General features: G+C 70.2%; 20 protein-coding genes and 3 pseudogenes. 10 read left to right on the forward strand and 13 right to left on the reverse strand.

The features are described from left to right. Positions 1-5: 5 nt before the first annotated feature. Positions 6-674: a TIGR04222 domain-containing membrane protein gene (locus OHB41_RS35285; protein WP_266702815.1), complete on the reverse strand. Its 669-nt coding sequence runs from the start codon at positions 672-674 to the stop codon at positions 6-8. A 161-nt stretch (positions 675-835) separates the two neighbouring features. Then, positions 836-1060 carry a hypothetical protein gene (locus OHB41_RS35290; RefSeq protein ID WP_266702817.1) on the reverse strand — a complete coding sequence of 75 codons (225 nt, stop codon included), beginning with the start codon at positions 1058-1060 and terminating at the stop codon, positions 836-838. 1197 nt (positions 1061-2257) lie between these two features. Here OHB41_RS35290 and OHB41_RS35295 point away from each other — a divergent pair. Then, a complete protein-coding gene (locus tag OHB41_RS35295; RefSeq protein WP_266702819.1) occupies positions 2258-2455 on the forward strand; it encodes a hypothetical protein in 198 nt (65 codons plus the stop codon). A 295-nt stretch (positions 2456-2750) separates the two neighbouring features. Here the strand turns inward: OHB41_RS35295 and OHB41_RS35300 are convergent, their stop codons facing one another. The 4 genes from OHB41_RS35300 to OHB41_RS35315 all read right to left on the reverse strand — a co-directional run bounded on the left by OHB41_RS35300 (position 2751) and on the right by OHB41_RS35315 (position 6700). Continuing rightward, positions 2751-2927, reverse strand: a complete 177-nt coding sequence (locus tag OHB41_RS35300; protein ID WP_266702821.1) for a hypothetical protein — start codon at positions 2925-2927, stop codon at positions 2751-2753. A gap of 342 nt (positions 2928-3269) precedes the next feature. Beyond that, positions 3270-4727 carry a catalase gene (locus OHB41_RS35305; RefSeq protein WP_266702823.1) on the reverse strand — a complete coding sequence of 486 codons (1458 nt, stop codon included), beginning with the start codon at positions 4725-4727 and terminating at the stop codon, positions 3270-3272. 186 nt (positions 4728-4913) lie between these two features. Then, on the reverse strand, positions 4914-5804 hold the full coding sequence (locus OHB41_RS35310) for a 2-hydroxy-3-oxopropionate reductase (RefSeq protein WP_266702825.1): 891 nt from the start codon (positions 5802-5804) through the stop codon (positions 4914-4916). Positions 5805-5842: 38 nt separating this feature from the next. Further along, positions 5843-6700 (reverse strand): TIM barrel protein, encoded by an 858-nt coding sequence (locus OHB41_RS35315; RefSeq protein ID WP_266702827.1) that lies wholly within the window; start codon positions 6698-6700, stop codon positions 5843-5845. 168 nt (positions 6701-6868) lie between these two features. Here OHB41_RS35315 and OHB41_RS35320 point away from each other — a divergent pair, with 168 nt between their 5' ends. The 7 genes from OHB41_RS35320 to OHB41_RS35350 all read left to right on the forward strand — a co-directional run bounded on the left by OHB41_RS35320 (position 6869) and on the right by OHB41_RS35350 (position 12809). Beyond that, on the forward strand, positions 6869-7120 hold the full coding sequence (locus OHB41_RS35320; RefSeq protein ID WP_266702829.1) for a YkoF family thiamine-binding protein: 252 nt from the start codon (positions 6869-6871) through the stop codon (positions 7118-7120). Then, positions 7117-7485 (forward strand): helix-turn-helix domain-containing protein, encoded by a 369-nt coding sequence (locus tag OHB41_RS35325; protein WP_266702831.1) that lies wholly within the window; start codon positions 7117-7119, stop codon positions 7483-7485. Before OHB41_RS35320 ends, OHB41_RS35325 begins: the two co-directional genes overlap by 4 nt. Positions 7486-7749: 264 nt before the next feature. Next, positions 7750-8265, forward strand: a complete 516-nt coding sequence (gene uraD / locus OHB41_RS35330) for a 2-oxo-4-hydroxy-4-carboxy-5-ureidoimidazoline decarboxylase (protein ID WP_266702834.1) — start codon at positions 7750-7752, stop codon at positions 8263-8265. Further along, positions 8262-8660: a hydroxyisourate hydrolase gene (gene uraH, locus OHB41_RS35335; protein WP_266702837.1), complete on the forward strand. Its 399-nt coding sequence runs from the start codon at positions 8262-8264 to the stop codon at positions 8658-8660. The genes uraD and uraH overlap by 4 nt, the downstream gene beginning before the upstream one ends. 7 nt (positions 8661-8667) lie before the next feature. Continuing rightward, a complete protein-coding gene (gene pucL, locus OHB41_RS35340; protein ID WP_266702839.1) occupies positions 8668-9615 on the forward strand; it encodes a factor-independent urate hydroxylase in 948 nt (315 codons plus the stop codon). 126 nt (positions 9616-9741) lie between these two features. Further along, positions 9742-11121 carry an 8-oxoguanine deaminase gene (locus OHB41_RS35345; RefSeq protein ID WP_266702841.1) on the forward strand — a complete coding sequence of 460 codons (1380 nt, stop codon included), beginning with the start codon at positions 9742-9744 and terminating at the stop codon, positions 11119-11121. A gap of 356 nt (positions 11122-11477) precedes the next feature. Continuing rightward, positions 11478-12809: a nucleobase:cation symporter-2 family protein gene (locus tag OHB41_RS35350; RefSeq protein WP_266706376.1), complete on the forward strand. Its 1332-nt coding sequence runs from the start codon at positions 11478-11480 to the stop codon at positions 12807-12809. Positions 12810-12909: 100 nt separating this feature from the next. Here the strand turns inward: OHB41_RS35350 and OHB41_RS35355 are convergent, their stop codons facing one another. Both OHB41_RS35355 and OHB41_RS35360 read right to left on the reverse strand, forming a co-directional pair. Beyond that, positions 12910-13728 carry a chitosanase gene (locus OHB41_RS35355; RefSeq protein WP_266702843.1) on the reverse strand — a complete coding sequence of 273 codons (819 nt, stop codon included), beginning with the start codon at positions 13726-13728 and terminating at the stop codon, positions 12910-12912. Between the two features lie 217 nt (positions 13729-13945). Then, positions 13946-14925 (reverse strand): annotated as a pseudogene (locus OHB41_RS35360) (MFS transporter); the annotation flags it as partial. On the opposite strand from OHB41_RS35360, the pseudogene OHB41_RS35365 reads away from it, so the two are divergent. Then, a pseudogene (locus OHB41_RS35365) lies at positions 14926-15111 on the forward strand (winged helix-turn-helix transcriptional regulator); the annotation flags it as partial. 18 nt (positions 15112-15129) lie between these two features. On the opposite strand, the gene OHB41_RS35370 reads toward OHB41_RS35365, so the two are convergent. From OHB41_RS35370 to OHB41_RS35390, 5 genes are all read right to left on the reverse strand, one after another. Further along, the gene (locus tag OHB41_RS35370) at positions 15130-15552 is read right to left on the reverse strand and encodes an acyl-CoA thioesterase (RefSeq protein WP_266702845.1); all 423 of its coding nucleotides are present in this window, start codon (positions 15550-15552) and stop codon (positions 15130-15132) included. 69 nt (positions 15553-15621) lie between these two features. Then, positions 15622-16275: a hypothetical protein gene (locus OHB41_RS35375; protein WP_266702847.1), complete on the reverse strand. Its 654-nt coding sequence runs from the start codon at positions 16273-16275 to the stop codon at positions 15622-15624. Between the two features lie 47 nt (positions 16276-16322). Further along, entirely contained in the window at positions 16323-16922 is a 600-nt protein-coding gene (locus tag OHB41_RS35380; protein ID WP_266702849.1) for a histidine phosphatase family protein, read from the reverse strand. Between the two features lie 150 nt (positions 16923-17072). Further along, the gene (locus OHB41_RS35385; protein WP_266702851.1) at positions 17073-17273 is read right to left on the reverse strand and encodes a DUF397 domain-containing protein; all 201 of its coding nucleotides are present in this window, start codon (positions 17271-17273) and stop codon (positions 17073-17075) included. After that, complete coding sequence (locus OHB41_RS35390; RefSeq protein WP_266702853.1) at positions 17270-18118, reverse strand: helix-turn-helix domain-containing protein; 849 nt, start codon at positions 18116-18118, stop codon at positions 17270-17272. The genes OHB41_RS35385 and OHB41_RS35390 overlap by 4 nt, the downstream gene beginning before the upstream one ends. 115 nt (positions 18119-18233) lie before the next feature. Between OHB41_RS35390 and OHB41_RS35395 the strand changes: the two are divergent. Further along, positions 18234-18669: pseudogene (locus tag OHB41_RS35395) on the forward strand (ATP-binding protein). The last annotated feature ends 5 nt before the right edge of the window (positions 18670-18674 follow it).

The raw sequence follows: 18674 nt of genomic DNA on the forward strand, positions 1-18674 counted from the left end.
CTCGATCAGCCCGGTCCCGAGTCCGAGCCGCCGCCGTCGGTGTAGTTCCCGCCGCACCCGCCGCCCCAGGAATGCGGCAGGAGCCCCTTGTCGGCCGTGCCGCCGCGCCCCACCAGGCCCGCGGCCACGGCGAAGCGCGGCTCCAGGACGGTGAGGGCCCCGGCGCCGTGGAGCGCGACCGCGAGGAGCACGTCGTGCGTCGACAGGCCCTCCCTGCCGGTGGGCACCGGCCGTTCGGCCCGTGCCCGTCCGAGGTGACGCCGGGCGCCGAGCGTGGGGCCGGGAGGGAAGGTCCGGAACGTTCCGGCCTCGGTCAGCTCGGACCGCAGCCGTGCGAGTGCCTGTCGTACGCTCGTGCGCCGCAACAACTCGCCCATGCCCGCGGGGCGGTAGAGGGAGCCGTGCACCGCCCGCTCCAGCGGGTGCACCGCCCGTTCCAGCGGGTGGTCCGCGAGGGCGATCGCCCGTGACGTCCGCATCGTGCCGGGCCGGCCGGCCTCGACAGCGCCCCGCAGACGCAGGGCGAGCACGGCGACCGTCACGGCGGCGCGGGGCCCGCCACGCACCAGGGCGACGGCATACGGATCCGGTTCCTCCGACATGCCGTCGCCCATGACCGCCCCCCGTGTCACTCCGGTCATGAGGCCCGCCGCCCCCGTGTCGGCGGGCCTCATGTGCCGAGAATGTGCCCTCGTGCGGGGTGGCGTGAAGCCTCCGGAGCGTTGTTCAGAGCTTGATTTGAGGGTTCCGTAGGCGATGTACGCCCGGTGGCGTACACCGGGTGCGCGCGGGGCCGGTCGTCACGGGGGCGGGTGCCGACGGCCCCGGCCAGGCGTCACTGGGACGGGTGCTCCGACAGCCCCGGCCAGTCGTCCGGGCCGCCGCCCTGCCAGTCGATGATGTCGCTCTCCTCGACCTCGATCTCGTCGAGGTCCGCCAGCCGCAGGATCTCGACGACGTCGTCGAGGTGATAGGCGATACCGAGCGTCTCGTCCCCGACGGTGACCCGCCGTGACCCGTCCAGCCCTGGGGCGTGCACAACAATACTGGGATAGTCCATGCCCTCAGGCTGCTGCCGGCGGGGCGGATGCGCACGCCGACGCACCCAGGAGCGCCGGATACGGACGACGGTCCGGTATCCGGCGCTCCTGGCCCGGTGCGTACGAGGTGGTGGCCGTCCGACGGCGCGGTCGCGCCGCCGGACGGGGCCAGAGCGTGTCTCTTCGATCGGTTGGTCAGCTCTTGTCTCCGCAAACGCCAAGGGGGTTCGTGAAGGCAAGCCCGTAGACGGTTCCGGCCCCGTAGGCGGCGATCACTGCTGCGCTGCGGATCACGGCCCAGCTGCATACCTCTCCGGGGTCGGGCAGGAATCGCAAGCGCTGCGGCGTTCCGACGGCACGCGTCGAGGGCGGGAACAGGCCCTCATCCGGGTCCTTTCCAGGCCGCCGCGGGACCAGCCCCGCACGCGCGGGGCTGGTCCCGCGGCGTGCCCGCGCACGTCCGCCGAGCTGAGCTGCTCCCCGCATGCAGAGGAAGCGGTAAGCGGTGGCGACGACTGCCCCGATGAACTTTGGAGCTGCACGTCAATATGACGGGACTGGAACGATTCGGGAACTTCACGGACGCTGCCGAGCGCGGCCTGCCGGCTGGTGAAGCCGACCATTCCACAGACTACGAGATGTCCTTGATCGCGAGATCCGTCGCCAACGGTCGGATCTGTCAAAGTTGGGGAAGCTTGAGCCCGTAGACGGGGGCAAATTCGGGTACTGCCACCACTGTTAAGGAATCTGATGAATATGGACGCCCACCGGAAAGACCTGTACCCGGACGTGACTGCTTCGGGTGGCCTTGGGCCAGCCATGCGAGAGGCGGCACAGCTGCGCGGGTGCGACACCGGGCTGGGACCGTGGGCCGTCGACGTCGTCAGCATCCAAACGGCGCGGGGATTCCTGTCGGTCGATCCTGCGACCGAGGAACGCCTTTTCCGGTTGAGTGTCGGCATTCCTGGGTTCGACTGGGAGATCGGCTCCACGGGGGATCTCGGATCGCTTGTGGAAGCGGTCGCCGCATGGCGGGAAGGCATACCGCTCGACGAGCTGCAGGAGAGATTCGAGTTCATGGAGCTCGACGAATTCGTCCGGGCGCTCGAACGCGGAGAGCCACCTCTTCGCAGTGGGCTGAACTCCTGTCGTCCGACTTCAACCGGCGCCAATGGAAACTCCTGCGCCGCCTCCGTGCGGATGAGGGTCTGCGGGACATGTTCCCGACCATCTCGCACGGTGCCGTGCGCCTGCGCGTGGATGCGATGGACGGAAGGAGCCGTCAGGTTCTGGTGGACGAGGTGAACGGGGAAGTCTATGAGGTCATGCGCGTAGAGGTGCCAGGAGCCAGCTGGGTCGAGGTGCCGGCCGGTGATCTGATCGCCTACCTGCGAGCTGCCTTGAACGAAGAGTGATCTCGACAGATCGACGAGGTCGGACCCTTCAAACGGGCAGGCGGTTCTCCCGCACCCGGCTTTCCAACATCGTTCACCGCCGTGCATGCGCCGTTGCCCCGCGTACGTTTCCGGGATATTCGACTTTGAGCGGTGCGGGTCGGCTCATACACTGACCAGTCGTCACGGTCTGTGCCCAGTGGGTTGGTTGGACCCTGGATGCAGGACGCCCGTGGTCCTGACGATCACCCCATTGGGACTCCCGTTCGACGCGCATCCCTCAAGATCGGAACGACAGCAGCTACATAAGAGTGGCTCAGCTCCAGCTCGGTGTGGTCCTGGGCCACTGGCCGTATGGCACCGGTCGGCCGGTGTAGGCGTCCAGAAGAATGCGGTTGCCGACCGGCCGGTCCAGCTTCACCGTCGCTTCGTCACCGCGCATTTCGCCGGTGCACTTGCCGTCCTCCGCCCCGATGGCGGATGCGGACAGCACCTAATGGACCTGCCATCTCAACCAGCCCGCGAAGCGGCGCGAGCACGTCGGTGGGTACTTGCGCCGCTGACGGCAGCCCGCTTGAGTGGCCGCCCTCCGGGCGACGACGGAAAGTGTCAGACAGGCCCTACGGCCCCAACGTGACCCAGGGCCGTGGAAGGTGGGCGGGGACCGCGGCGGATGCGACGGGACCGGGGCTTCCTTCCCTCAGGTCGAGAAGGGGCTCCGGAACCTTGACCACCGCACTGGCTCGCAAGCCGCCGCGGTCCCGGTCCTGCCCGGACAGCGCTGGACCACCCCTCATCCGGGTCCGACGCCGCCTCGGGCGGCTGGAGTAGAGGCTCAGTCCTCGCGCAGGGCGCGGACCGCCTCCGCCACGCGGTCGCCGTACGACGGGTCGGCCGCGTGGAAGTGGGCGAGGTTCTTCTCGACGACGTCGTCGCGGGAGACCTGCGCGAGGCCGCCGGCGATGTTCGCCACGAGACGGGACTGCTCGTCCCGCGACATCAGCCGGTACAGCTCACCCGCCTGGAAGAAATGGTCGTCCTTGGTGTGGAGCGGGGCCTCGTGCGTGCCCGTGTGGCCGTGCACGGCGAGCGGGGCCGACAGCGGGCGGCCGGTCTCGGCCGGGCCGTCGTAGGAGTTGGGTTCGTAGTTCTTCGCCGCGCGGCCCTGGTCGTTGGAGGCCATCAGGCCGTCGCGGCCGTAGTTCTGGGCGGCCGTCGCCTTCGGGGCGTTCACCGCGAGCAGCGTGTGGTTCACGCCCAGCCGGTAGCGGTGGGCGTCCGCGTACGCGAACAGGCGGCCCTGGAGCATCTTGTCGGGAGAGGGGCCGATGCCCGGAACGAAGTTGTTCGGGGAGAAGGCGGCCTGTTCGACCTCGGCGAAGACGTTGTCGGGGTTGCGGTCCAGGACGAGTCGTCCCACGCGCCGCAGCGGATAGTCCCCGTGCGGCCACACCTTGGTGAGGTCGAAGGGGTTGAAGCGGTAGTCGGCCGCCTCGGCCGCGGGCATGATCTGCACGTACAGCGTCCAGGACGGGTGCACGCCCCGCTCGATCGCCTGAAGCAGGTCCGTCTGGTGGGAGTTGGGGTCCGTGCCCGCGATCTCCCGCGCCTGCTCGCTCGACAGCGAGCGCACGCCCTGGTTCGTCTTGAAGTGGTACTTGACGAAGAAGGCCTCGCCCTCGGCGTTCGTCCACTGGTAGGTGTGCGAGCCGTAGCCGTTCATGTGGCGGTACGAGGCCGGGATGCCGCGGTCGCCCATCAGCCAGGTCACCTGGTGCGTCGCCTCGGGGGAGTGCGCCCAGAAGTCCCAGACGTTGTCCGGCTCCTGCTTGCCCGTGAACGGGTCGCGCTTCTGGGAGTGGATGAAGTCGGGGAACTTGACCGGGTCCTTGACGAAGAAGACGGGCGTGTTGTTCCCGACCAGGTCGTAGTTGCCTTCCTCCGTGTAGAACTTCACCGCGAAACCGCGGGGGTCACGGACCGCGTCCGCGCCGCCGAGGTTGTCGGCCACGGTCGAGAAGCGCAGGAACACCTCGGTGCGCTTGCCGACCGTGCCGAGGAAGTCGGCGTACGTGAAGCCCGTGACGTCGTCGGTCACCTCGAAGTGGCCGTACGCGCCCGAGCCGCGGGCGTGCACCACACGCTCCGGGATGCGCTCGCGGTTGAACCGGGCGAGCTTCTCCAGCAGGTGCTGGTCCTGGAGGAGCAGCGGGCCGCCGACGCCTGCGGTGGCGGAGTTCTGGTTGTCGGCGACCGGGGCGCCGGACTCGGTCGTCAGCACGCGCTTCGACATCGTGGACCTTCCGTACGAGAGGGCAGCGGGGCCAGCGGAAACGTACTTCCGCTATGTGGACCGACCGCTTCGTGGAGCCTAGGTTTGGGGTCTGTGGACGTCAACAGTTTGTTGAAGTCGATTCCGGACGGTGCCACCGCCTGGGCGCGACAGGACAGGTGTCGGCGGCGGCACCGCCCGGAAGTCTCAGAGCTGCGCGCCGGAGAGCCGCTCGACGGCCCGCAGCAGGGCGGAGTGGTCCAGGCCGCCGTCCCCCTGCGCGCGCAGTGAGGCCACCAGTTGGGCGACCACGGCGCCGACCGGCAGTGCGGCGCCCACGGTGCGGGCGGCGTCCGTGACGATGCCCATGTCCTTGTGGTGCAGGTCGATGCGGAAGCCCGGCTTGAAGTCGCGGCTGAGGAAGTTGTCCTTCTTGCGCGTCAGTACGGTCGAGCCGGCCAGGCCGCCGTTCAGCACGTCGAGCGCCGCCCGCAGGTCCACGCCCGACTTCTCCAGGAACACCACGGCCTCGGCGCACGCCTGGATGTTCACGGCGACGATCAGCTGGTTGGCGGCCTTCACGGTCTGACCCGAGCCGTGCGGACCGCACAGCACGATGGTCCGGCCGAGCGCCTCGAAGATCGGTTCGGCCGCGTCGAAGTCGGCCTGTTCCCCGCCGACCATGATGGACAGCACGGCCTCGACGGCACCGGCCTCACCGCCGGACACCGGGGCGTCCAGGACCCGGACGCCCTTGGCCGCGGCGGCCTTCGCGAGGTCCACGGAGGTCTGCGGGGTGATCGACGACATGTCGACGAGCAGCGCTCCGGACCGCGCGTTCTCCAGGATGCCGTCGGGCCCGTACGCGATGGCCTCGACCTGCGGGGAGGCGGGCACCATCGTGATCACCACGTCGGCGTCGCGCACCGCCTCGGCGATCGACCCCGCCGCCGTGCCGCCGGCCGCGGTGAGCCGCTCCAGCTTGTCCTGCTCCAGGGTGAACCCGGTGACGTCGTACCCGGCCTTGATCAGGTTCTCCGACATGGGGGAGCCCATGATGCCGAGCCCGATCCACGCGACCTTGGGGAGTTTGCTCATGAGGGTGCCTTTCTGACTTGTCGTCGTGGGGTGCCGGGTCAGCGGGCGGCTCGGGCTTCGGCGGGCAGCCAGTCGAAGGCCTCGGCGCTCGGGCGGTCGCCCGGCTTGTACTCCAGGCCGACCCAGCCCTGGTAACCGGCCTTGCGCAGCTGCCCGAGCAGGTCCTCCAGCGGGAGCGTGCCGGTGCCCGGCGCGCCGCGGCCGGGGTTGTCGGCGATCTGCACATGGCCGGTCTTCCCGGTGTACGCGGAGATCGCCTGCGGCAGGTCCTCGCCGTTCATGGACAGGTGGTAAAGGTCCATGAGGAACCTGGCGTTGCCGAGGCCGGTCGCCTCGTTGACCCGGTCGACGACGGCGACGCCGGCCGCGGAACTCACCAGTGGATAGTCCGGTGACTCGGGCCGGTTGAGCGTCTCGATCAGCAGGATCGCGCCGATCCGGTCGGCCGCCCGTGCCGCGAGGACCAGGTTCTCCAGCGCGAGCGCGTCCTGCTCGGCCGGGTCCACGCCCTCGACGCGATTGCCGTACAGGGCGTTGAGGGCCCCGCAGCCCAGCGACCGCGCGAAGTCCGCCGCGACGTCGATGTTGGCGCGGAACCTCTCCGACTCCTCGCCGGGGATCGACAGCGCGCCCCGGTCGGGACCGGGCAGTCGTCCGGCGTAGAAGTTGAGACCCGTCAGCTGGACGCCCGCGTCCTCGATCGCCCGCTTCAGGGCGTCGAGTTCGGCGGGTGCGGGGGTGGGGGTGTCGACCCAGGGCCACCACAGTTCGACCGCGGTGAAGCCGGCCGCCGCGGCGGCCGCGGGGCGCTCCAGGAGCGGGAGTTCCGTGAAGAGGATCGACAGGTTGACGTTGAAGCGCTGCTCTGCGGCTGTGCTCGATGCAAAACCGGTCATGGACTCGGCGCCCCCTTCCGTATCGACAGTCCGGCCGGTGTTCGCTCCGGCTCACTCAATTCCGCATAGTGGAAGTTCGTTTCTGCTTAATGGAAGATTGCCGCCGGGTCGCGGGGCTTGTCAAGAGGGGGCTGCCGGAAAATCGACGCCGAGCAGTAGGTTGAGCGGGTGCGATTGAGAGTGGAGTTCACGACCGAGCCCTTCGACCTCGACGAGGCACCCCCGCACGCGCTGGTCGCCCGCGAGGTCGTCGAGGCGGCCGCGCTGGACGCCGTGGACGTCGGCCCGTTCGGCAACACCGCGGAGGGCGGCGCCGACGCCGTGCTCGACGCGGTCGACGCGCTGCTGCGCAAGGCCCTGGCCGCGGGCGCCACGCGGGTCTCGCTGCAGGTGAACGTGGTCGGGGAGGGCGATAAGTGACCGGTACCGGGGACGATCCCTTCGTCGCGGCGGTCAAGCCGCTGGTCGACGCCATGGGGGGCGAGATGCTGGCGCCCGGCCAGGCCGGACCCGACGACGTCGTGCTGTCCTGGGAGGGCGCGGACGTGGTCGCCGTACGCCTGCCGCAACTCGCCGACTCGCTCGATCACATCCTGGCCGCCCTGGAGCGCAAGCAGGGCAAGCCCCTGGCCGACCTCGACCGCAAGGCCAAGCAGGAGGTCGTACGGGTGCTGGAGGCGCGCGGGGCGTTCTCCGTGCGGCATGGCGTGGAGACCGTGGCGAGCGCGCTCGGGGTGAGCCGCTTCACCGTCTACAACTACCTGAACCGCGAGAAGCAGGTCTGAGGGAGACCCGGAGGGTCCGACGGGGGCTTCGAGGGGGGTGGGGGGTTCCGAAGAGGGATGCGCCCCGGCCGGCGAAGACGCGCAGGTCCGGGGTCTGCCGGACCCCCCTCCTCCGGCCGGCGGGCCCCCCGTGGGACCGCCGCCGTCCGGATCACCCGGACGGCGGTTTTTGTTACCCGGATTTTTCAACAAAGTGTTGACGTGATGTTTTCGAGGGCGTTAGCTGTCCGCAGCCCGTCCAGCACAAGGCCACGGAGGCATCCCGTGACGTCGAGTACGACACCTGGCGCTCTCGCCCGGTTCAACGCCCTGGAGGAGCGGGCGGCCCGCGCCGCACTCCTCGAGGTGTGCGCCTCGGCGGCCTGGGTGCGCGGCCTGCTCGCCCGGCGCCCGTACGCCACTCCCGACGCCCTGTTCGCCGCGAGCGACGCCGCCATGGCCGAGCTGTCCGCGGCGGACCTGGCGGACGCGATGGCCGGGCACCCGCCGATCGGGCGGCCGAAACCCGGCGACCCGACCTCCTCCCGGGAACAGCGCGGCATGGCAGGCGCCTCCGAGGAACTCAGGGCGGAGATGCTCGAACTGAACCTGGCCTACCAGGAGAAGTTCGGCCATGTCTTCCTCATCTGCGCCACCGGCCGGACCGGCGAGCAGATGCGCGACGCGGTCGAGGAACGCCTCGGCAACACACCCGGGCAGGAGTACGAGATCGTCCGCGTCGAACTGACGGCGATCAACCGCATCCGCCTCGCCCGACTCCTGGAGGAAGAAGAGGCATGAGCACCGACACCACGGCTTCCGTGTCCACGCACATCCTGGACACCAGCGCCGGCCGCCCCGCCGGGGACGTCGCCGTGCGGCTGGCGGCCCGCGACGGCCGCGACGCGGACTGGCGCCCGCTCGGCGGCTCCGCGACCGACGCGGACGGCCGGTGCAAGGACCTGCCGGCGCTGCCGGAGGGGACGACCCACGTACGGCTCGACTTCGAGGTCGAGGCGTACTTCGAGAAGAAGCAAGCCGATGCGCAGCAGGACGCCCCCGCGAACCGGGACAGCGGTACGAGCGGAGTGTTCTTCCCCGAGGTGGCGATCACCTTCGCGGTGACGCCGGGCGAGCACTACCACGTACCGCTGCTGCTCAACCCGTTCGGCTACTCCGTTTACCGAGGGAGCTAGCAGACAGATGACGGACAACTCCCGACCCGCGCGCCCCGTGGTCCTGGGACAGAACCAGTACGGCAAGGCCGAGAACCGGGTCGTCAGGATCACGCGCGACGGCGACACCCATCACATCAAGGACCTCAACGTGTCCGTGGCGCTGAGCGGCGACATGGAAGAGGTCCACTACTCCGGCTCGAACGCCAACGTCCTGCCGACGGACACCACCAAGAACACGGTGTACGCCTTCGCCAAGGAGCACGGCATCGAGTCCGCCGAGCAGTTCGGCATCCACCTCGCCCGGCACTTCGTGACCAGCCAGGAGCCGATCAGGACGGCGCGCATCAGGATCGAGGAGTACGCCTGGGAGCGCATCGAGACCTCGGACGCCAACTCCAGGTTCATCGGCGCCGACGAGGTCAAGCACTCCTTCGTGCGCAAGGGCCAGGAGACCCGGGTCACCCAGATCACCTTCGACGGCACGACCTGGGAGGTCGTCTCCGGCCTGAAGGACCTCGTCGTGATGAACTCGACGAACTCCGAGTTCTGGGGCTTCGTCAAGGACAAGTACACGACGCTGCCCGAGGCGTACGACCGCATCCTGGCGACCGAGGTCTCCGGCCGCTGGCGCTTCAACTGGACCGGCGACGAGCAGAAGATGCCCAACTGGGAGAAGTCCTACGACCAGGTCAGGAAGCACATGCTCCAGGCCTTCGCGGAGACGTACTCGCTGTCGCTGCAGCAGACCCTGTACCAGATGGGTGCGCGCATCATCAACAACCGCGGCGAGATCGACGAGGTCCGCTTCTCCCTCCCGAACAAGCATCACTTCCTGGTGGACCTTCAGCCGTTCGGGCTGGAGAACGACAACGAGGTCTACTACGCGGCCGACCGCCCCTACGGGCTGATCGAGGCCACCGTCCTGCGTGACGGCTGCGAGCCGCGCATCCCCGTGGACCTCACCAACCTCTGACCTCCGCCGGTGCCCCCGGCGGCCGGGGGCACCTCCCTCCATCGGCACCCGTGGCGTCAACGGCCGCGGCACTCAAAGCTCCTGGGGTCCTGCCGTGCCCTCTCCACAGAGCGAAAAGGACGCATCATGGCAGCAGCCCAGCGCATCGTCATCGAGAACTGTTCGATCGCGACCGTCGACGCCGCCGACACCGAGTACGCCACCGGGCACATCGTCGTCGCCGGCAACCGCATCGAGTCCCTCGGCGCGGGCAGCGCCCCCGAGGGGCTGGAGAACGTGGTCCGCCGCATCGACGGCACCGGCCACCTGGCCACACCCGGCCTGGTCAACACCCACCACCACTTCTACCAGTGGATCACCCGCGGGCTGGCCACCGACCACAACCTCTTCAACTGGCTCGTCGCGCTGTACCCGACGTGGGCGCGCATCGACGAGCAGATGGTGTACGCCGCCGCACAGGGTTCCCTCGCGATGATGGCCCGCGGCGGTGTCACCACCGCCATGGATCACCACTACGTCTTCCCGAAGGGCTCCGGGGACCTGTCCGGCGCCATCATCCGGGCCGCCCGTGAGACGGGTGTCCGCTTCACCCTGGCCCGCGGCTCCATGGACCGCAGCGAGAAGGACGGCGGCCTGCCGCCGGACTTCGCCGTCGAGACCCTCGAAGGCGCCCTCGCCGCCACCGAGGCGACCGTCGACGAGCACCACGACGCCTCCTTCGGCGCCATGACGCAGATCGCCGTCGCCCCCTGCTCACCCTTCTCCGTCTCCACCGAACTCCTCACGCAGGGCGCGGAACTGGCCCGGCGCAAGGGCGTACGGCTGCACACGCACGGCTCGGAGACCGTCGAGGAGGAGCAGTTCTGCAAGGAACTGTTCGGGATGGGCCCGACCGACTACTTCGAGTCCACCGGCTGGCTGGGCGAGGACGTGTGGATGGCCCACTGCGTCCACATGAACGACTCCGACATCGCCGCCTTCGCCCGGACGAGGACGGGTGTCGCCCACTGCCCCTCCTCCAACGCCCGCCTGGCGGCCGGAATCGCGCGCGTCCCCGACATGCTCGCGGCCGGCGTCCCGGTCGGCCTCGGCGTCGACGGCACCGCCTCCAACGAGTCCGGCGAACTCCACACCGAGCTGCGCAACGCCCTCCTCGTCAACCGTCTCGGCGCCCACCGGGAAGCCGCCCTGAACGCCCGGCAGGCGCTGCGTCTCGGCACCTTCGGCGGCGCCCAGGTCCTCGGCAGGGCGGCGGAGATCGGCTCCCTGGAGCCGGGCAAGCTCGCCGACCTCGTGCTGTGGAGGCTGGACACCCTGGCGCACGCCTCGATCGCCGACCCGGTGACCGCGCTGGTCTTCGGCGCGGCGGCCCCGGTCACCCTCTCCCTCGTCAACGGCCTCCCGGTGGTCGAGAACAGCCGGCTGCTGCACGTGGACGAGGACGCCGTCGCCCGCTCCACGCGGGCGGAGGCACAGCGCCTCGCGCGGATCACCGCGCAGGCCTGAGCAGTCCGAAGATCTCCGGCCGAGGGGGACGGCCCTCGGCCGGAGGCCATGGACCCGAGCGGGGTCCATGGCGGCCGTCTCCGGTGGGCGCGCATGGACGTGCGCGCCCACCGGAACGGTCTCCGTCACCCGGACGCCCTGCCCCCTGACGGTCTCCGCCGTCCGGACGGGCTTCCTCGTGACGGCCATCGTCCCGGTCCCGCACGACCGCGCATCACCTCCCTGATACCCGCGTCAGAGCCGACGCGTAACCGACCGGAGGAGCCGCCGTGGCCGCCCCATCGACGTCCAGCAACGAGGCAATACCGCACAACGAGTCGAAGCACCCGGTCGACGAGAAACTCCCGCCGCTGAGAATGGCCGCCAGCGGCCTCCAGCACGTCGCCGCCATGTACGCGGGAGTCGTCGCCCCACCTCTGATCGTCGGAGCCGCCGGGGGCCTCTCCGGCAGCGAACTGACCTTCCTCACCGGCGCGTGTCTCTTCACCGCGGGCCTCGCCACCTTCCTCCAGACCCTCGGTTTCTGGAAGATCGGCGCCCGGCTGCCGTTCGTCAACGGGGTCACCTTCGCCGGCGTCGCCCCCATGACCGCGATCGTCGCCTCGACCAAGGACAAGGGCGACGCGCTGCCGGTCATCTTCGGCGCGGTCGTCGTCGCGGGCGTCCTCGGCTTCGTCGCCGCCCCCTTCTTCAGCAAGGCCGTCCGCTTCTTCCCGCCCGTCGTCACCGGGTCCGTCATCACTCTCATCGGCGTCTCCCTGCTGCCGGTCGCCTTCGGCTGGGCGCAGGGCCCCGACCCGGCGGCGCACGACTACGGTTCGCCGACCTTTCTGGGCCTCGCCGCCGCGACGCTCGTGATCGTGCTGCTGCTGCGCCGCTTCACCCGCGGCTTCGTCAAGCAGATCGCCGTGCTGCTCGGCCTGGTCGCCGGCACACTCGCCGCGATCCCCCTCGGCATCACGGACTTCGCTCCGGTCGCCGACGCGGACGTGGTGGGCTTCCCGACCCCGTTCCACTTCGGCGCCCCGCAGTTCCAGCTCGCCGCGATCCTCTCGATGTGCGTGGTCATGGTGGTCTCGATGACCGAATCGACCGCGGACATGCTGGCGTTGGGCGAGATCGTGGAGCGGCCGGCCGACGAGCGGACCATCGCGGCGGGACTGCGGGCCGACACGCTCGGCTCCGCGCTCAGCCCGCTATTCAACGGCTTCATGTGCAGCGCCTTCGCGCAGAACATCGGCCTCGTCGCGATGACCCGCATCCGCAGCCGGTACGTGGTCGCCACGGGCGGCGGCTTCCTGGTCCTGATGGGCCTGTGCCCGATGGCGGCCTCACTGATCGCGGTCGTACCGCGTCCGGTGCTCGGCGGCGCGGGCGTGGTCCTGTTCGGTTCGGTCGCCGCCAGCGGCATCCAGACCCTCGTGAGGGCGGGCCTGGACAAGGACAACAACGTCCTGATCGTCGCCGTGTCGCTGGCCGTCGGCATCATCCCGATCACCGCGCCGGACTTCTACCACGCCTTCCCGCAGACGGCGCGGATCATCCTGGACTCGGGGATCTCGACGGGGTGCCTGACCGCCGTTCTCCTCAACCTCGTCTTCAACCACTGGGGCCGGCGGCGGGACGCGGGCGAGGTCACCCACCCCATGGAAGCCGGCGAGGACCTGAAGGCCTTCCCGGTCTACTGACCCCGGGGACGTCACCCCGGGGCACGGAGACATCCCGGCGACGCGCGCGGGGCGCGGCACATCATGAGTGCCGCGCCCAACGCCGTCGTGCCGGGGACCGTCAGCCGATGTGGTAACTGTCCCCGTACACCTTCCAGTCCAGCGGGGTGTTCAGGTTGAGGTTCCGGTTCTTGACGAACACCCGCTGCTCGGTGTCGACCCGGCTGGTGTCGGAGTGCGCCTCCTCCTGCTTCATCGCCCAGACCCGGGCGTCGAGGAAGGCGTTCAGATAGGTCACCTCGTCGCCCCCCTGGGCCGGGGGCTTCGCCTTGGCCAGCGCCCGCCTGCGGATGCTGCTGAAGCTGGTGCTGTCCGTGCCGTCGCCGTGCATGACGATGGCGTCGTAGTAGGTGAACTGGCCGAGCACACCGATGCCGTCGGTCTTGCCCTGCTGGACGGCCGGGTTGAAGTAGACCCGGTCGCGCTCGTCGTTCTGGGCCTGCTGGAACGCCGTGTCCTGGGCGGCCTTGCGCCAGTCGGCGGGGAAGCCGGGGTCCAGGCCCTGGTGCGAGTCGCTGCCGTCCACGTCGCGCAGCGCGGGCAGGTACTTGGCGAGGACGTTGCCGGGCTTGCGCTGGGTGTACAGCTCGACGAGGTCGAGCATGTCACCGGTGCCCGAACAGAAGCCGATGATCCCGGCCGTGTAGCCGCGGCCGTCGCCGATGTCCTCGATGTACTTGTACTGGGCCTTCCAGTCCAGCGAGGAGTTCTCCGCGCTGGAGACCAGCTTCATGGCGATCTCCTTCTTCGCCGGATCGTCCAGGCCGACGGCCGCGGCACCGCTCGCGGACTGCGCCGCGAGGACCGGACCCGCCACCAGTGAGGCTCCTATCAGAGCGAGCAGGGTGCGTCGTGAGGTGTGGATGTGGGGGGTGTGCACGGTACCTCCGATGAGGGGAGTGAGGCGTCCACTTACTGTTAGGAAGGTTTCCTACCAGAGATTGGACGTGGCGGATACCCGTCAGGAGGAGATGAGTTGGCGATGCTTCTCGGCCAACAGGCCCTAAAGGCAGGCACTTTGGGCATTCAGCGGAAGGTCGCGAGGGGGAGTGGGTGCCATGGGCGGGGCGGGCATCCGTCACGGGTGTGAAGGAGGCGCGTGCCGGACGCAGGGCGGTGGCCGCCAGGAGCAGGGCCGCCGCCGCGAACGCCGTGGCCACCGTGAACGCCAGCCGGTAGCCGTCCGCAGTCGCCGTGACGAACGGCTCGCCTCCGCCGGTCAGGCGCTCCGTGCGGCTCGCCGCCAGCGTGGTGAGGGCTGCGAGGCCCAGGGAACCCCCACCACCTGCGTGGTGTTGAACAGGCCGGAGGCCAGTCCCGCGTCCTCCTCGCGGGCGCCCGCCATCGCGAGTCCCGTCACCGCGGGCATCGCGGCCGCGAACCCGGCGGCGAGCAGCAGCATCGCGGGCAGCACGTCGGCGGCGTACGTGCCATGGACCGGGGCCCGGCTGAGCAGGGCCATGCCCGTCGTGACGAGGGCGAGCCCGAGAAGCAGGACCCGGTACGGGCCGAAGCGGGCGATCGTCCGCGCGGACAGGCCCAGCATCAGCGCCCCGATCGCGACCGGTGCCGGCAGGAATGCGGTACCGGTCAGCAACGCGTCGTATCCCAGCACTCGCTGGAGGTAGAGGGCGCCGATGTACTGGAAGCCGTACATGCCCGCGATCATCAGGATCTGGACCGCGTTCGCGCCCGACAGCAGACGCGAGCGGAGCAGCCGCAGGCGCAGCAGTGGACGGGCGGCCCGTGTCTGGCGGACGAGGAACCCGGCGTGGAGCGCGACGGCGAGCCCGGCCAGCGCGAGTGTGCCGCCCGCACTCCGGTCACCGGTGCCGACGATCGTGTACACCGTCAGCATCAGCGCGGCCGTGATCAGTGCCGCCCCGGGCCAGTCGGCACCCCTGCCCAGCCCGACTCCTCTCTCCGGCGCGAGGATCCGCACCGCGGCCACCCAGGCGGCCACCCCGATCGGCAGATTGACCAGAAAGATCCAGTGCCAGCCGACCGCCTGCGTCAGCGCCCCGCCGAGAAACGTCCCGAGTGCCCCGCCCGCGGCGCCGACCGCGCTGAACGCCGACTCGTCACGCGTACCGTCCACCCGACGGTTCCGCCCAAGGTCGAGTACGAACTGACGCCGGTGGCCCGGGAGTTGCACGTGACCCTGCTGTCCCTGACGGACTGGGCCGAGCGGCACCGCGTCACGATCGCCGAGTCCCGCGCGGCCTACGACGCCCAGCACCGGCCGGAGCTGCTGGACGCGTAGACCGCGGCGCGGCTCGGCTCAGAGGCCGAAGACCCCCGGATCGGTCGCCAGTGCACGGAAGTACTCGCGCGGGTCGGCGACGAGCCTGCGCTCCCTGAGGTCCAACAGCCCGCCGACCGCGACGAACTCGGCGGACACCGTGCCGTCGGTCCGCCGAATCTGCTGCTCCACCCGGTAGGTCTTGCCCGCGCCCCAGGTGAAGGCGCACGTCACCTCGGTCTCGTCACCGGCGCGCAGCTCTCGCAAGTACCGGATGGTCGTCTCCAGGACCACCGGTCCCACCCCCTTGGCCATCAGGGCCGCCTGGTTGATCCCGGCCTTGTCGAGTAAGCACCAGCGGGCGTGTTCGGCGTACTGCAGATAGACGCTCTGATTCAGATGGCCCAGGACGTCGGTCTCGTACCCGCGGACGGTCACCGGGACGGAGAACGGTTCAGCCATGGCGTTCCTTTCTTCGATCGTATGTACGACGGTCGGAACGGACGTCACCCTACTGAGCGACCGGCGGGCTCAGACACGCCGGGGAGACGCCAGTACGTAGCGCACACCCGTACGCGGCTCCGTGTGCTCGCCGGTCTGCCAGCCCGCTTTCTCCAGCGTGGCGGCGCAGGCCCGCAGCGCCTCGGGATCGGGTTCGCGGACGGCGACGGCCTCCGGCTGCGGTGTCGCCCGCACCCGGTATCCGCTGTCCCCGGGGCCCGCACCCGCCGGGTGGTGCCCGGCGGCCTCCAGGGCCAGCGCGGCGGCCTGCACCAGATGCGTACGCTCCCACCCGCACGGCCGGTCCACGGCGCCGTCCGGACGGGTCATCCGGCGCAGCTCCAGAAGCCCCTGCCAGGCGCTGCGCACCTCACGCGGACGGGAGGGCCCGCCCACCGGGGCGTCCTCGCCGCCGATCCGCGCGGCGAACACCCCCGCGTCGACGGCCGGGGGAGCGGGGGTCCCCGGGACGGCTTCGGGGGTTTCCGAGAGCGTCTCAGGGGTCTCCCGCACGCGATGCCCGGCGGGCGTCAGGAAGTGGTCGTGCGGCGGACGCGGGTGCCGGAAGGCGAGACCGCGCTTCACCAGCGCGGCGAGCTGGCCCTCCGTGCCCTTCAGTCGGCCGGTCACGGGCTCGGCGGCGTCGATCACCCGCCGCTGCGCGGCAGTCGGCGGTCGTGTCATGGCGCACCCCTTCCCCTGGGCCCGGCCGGCGGTGACCCACTCGAAGACTACGAGGCGGGTCTGACATTCCAGCCGGCCACCACATGCCGGCGGTGCTCGGTGCTCAGCCGGCTCACGGTCCCGGTGGCGAGCTGGAACAGGGCGGCGGCCTCGATGGGCAGCCCCAGCCGCCGCACCGTCAGCACCCGCAGGAAGTGCCCGTGGGAGAAGACGGCGACATCGCCCTCCGCCTCGGCGAGAGCCGCGTCGATCTTGGCCAGCATCCGTTCCGCGCGCGCTTCGACCTGCTCGGGGCTCTCCCCCGGATGCTCCGGCGGTCCGGGCGCGACACCGTCGTCGAAGAGGAACCAGTCGGGCCGGGTCCGGTGGATCTCCACCGTCGTGACCCCTTCGTATCCGCCGTAGTCCCACTCGCAGAGGTCCGCGTCGACCCGCACCCCCTCGACCCCGGCCAGCCGCGCCGTCTCCCGCGCGCGCTGCATCGGGCTGACGAACGCCGTGGAGATGTGGTGCGAGGCGATCATCGGGGCCAGTCGGCGCGCCTGCTCGCGGCCGTTCTCGGTCAAGGGGATGTCGGTCGATCCGGTGTGCCGCCCGGACAAGGACCACTCGGTCTCGCCGTGCCGCACGAGAAGGAGGTCGCCCATGCTTGTGGTTCCTCTGCTCGCCGAAGGTTCACGCGGGCCGAACGGTCCGACGCGGCGGGGCTGCGCCCGGCGGGCCGGGACCACGGCTCCGTCACAGGCTACGAGCCCCGATCTCCGACTCCGCGGACGCGCGCGGGTGGGGCGTGGCCGTCAGGAGGGTGAGGAGGCCGCCGCGAAGGTGACGAAGGCGGTCCAGTGGTCCGGGGTGAAGTCGAGGCGGGGGCCCTGTTTGTTCTTCGAGTCGCGTATGTGCACAGCGCCGGGCGTGGTCGCGACCTCGACGCAGGCCGGACCGTCGTCGGTGCTGTGGCTGCTCTTGAACCATTCCAGGTCGGAACTGTTTATGGTCATGTCTCCCTCAGCGCTTTCTCGATGAAGGTCAGAGACTCCCCGGGCGCGAGAGCCTGGGCTCGGATGATCCCATAGCGGAGTTCCAGGATCTGGATCTCCTTGGGGTCCGAGATCAGCCGGCTGATGAGCTGAACCTCGTTGTGCCCCACGGTGGCGCCTTCTTTGAGCCGCAAAAGATGGAAGGGACCGCCGAGGCCGGCGTTGTCCTCACGATCCAGTGGCATCACCTGGATCTCCACGTTCCGCAGTTGCCCTACTTCCAACAGTCGTTCGAGTTGTCGGCGCAGTACCAGTCTGCCTCCGATCGGTCGGAGCAGGGTCGCCTCATCCTGGACGAAGCTGAACGCCGGGAGGGTGCGCTCGCGATCGATGATCGTCTGGCGTGCCAGGCGGGCGGCAACGCGATGCTCCAACTCCTCCTCGGAGAACGCGGGACGCCGTGAGCCGAACACGGTGCGCATGTACTCCTCGGTCTGCAACAGCCCGTTGACGACCGAGTTGTCGTAGGCGCAGATCTCTACCGACTCACCCTCCAGCTTCGCCAGATCCCGTACCTTCTTCGGGTACCGGGCCTCCTCCACGTCCTTCGCCAGCCCGGCGATCATTCCGGCCGCCCCGAGCGCCTGATCCGCCGCTTCGAGGAACTGCCTTCTCGGCGCCCGTCGTCCGCGCTCGACGGACGACACCTGTTCCTCGCTGTACCCGATCGCGGTGCCCAGTTCGGACTGCTTGAGCGCCGCCCGTTCGCGCCACATCTTGATGACCTTGCCCACCGTGCGCAGCACGGCCGCAGAGTCGTCGTCGTTGCCGTCGGCCGGCCGCGGCTCGTTGGCCGTGACGTCCATGTCCCCCACCTCCACGCGGCGCGGGCCGGACAGCGCCGGACCGCGACCGGACAGTGACCCCGCGTACCGCCGATGTCGCTGTTGAGCGTAGTGACGATCGACCACGCTGAGTGACATGAACGTGGATATTGCCGCCCCCGCCCGCGACTTCACCCTCCAGCTGTCGGCCACCCGCAGAGGCGCCCGGCTGGCCCGCCTCCTCGCGTCCGACCAACTGCACAGGTGGGGCTGGCCCTACGGCTGCGAGGGGAACCGCACCGCCGCGCTGCTGGTGGCGGAACTGGCGTCGAACGCGGCGCTGCACGGCCGGGAGAGGGGACGGGACTGCCGGCTCGCCCTCACCGCCCGAGCCGACGCGACGCTCCGTATCGAGGTGACGGACCCGCGCCCGGACCGCCGTCCGCCCGAGCCGGGTTCCCTCCGGCAGGCCCCGCCCGAGGCCGAGTCGGGCCGGGGGCTCCTTCTGGTCGAGGCGCTGGCCGCGCACCGGGGGGACGACGTGCGGTGACCCGTATACCAAGACGGTGTGGTGCGAGGTCGGTCTGGGGTGAACGCG

The organism is Streptomyces sp. NBC_01571, from assembly GCF_026339875.1.
In the GTDB taxonomy this organism is placed as follows: Bacteria; Actinomycetota; Actinomycetes; order Streptomycetales; family Streptomycetaceae; genus Streptomyces.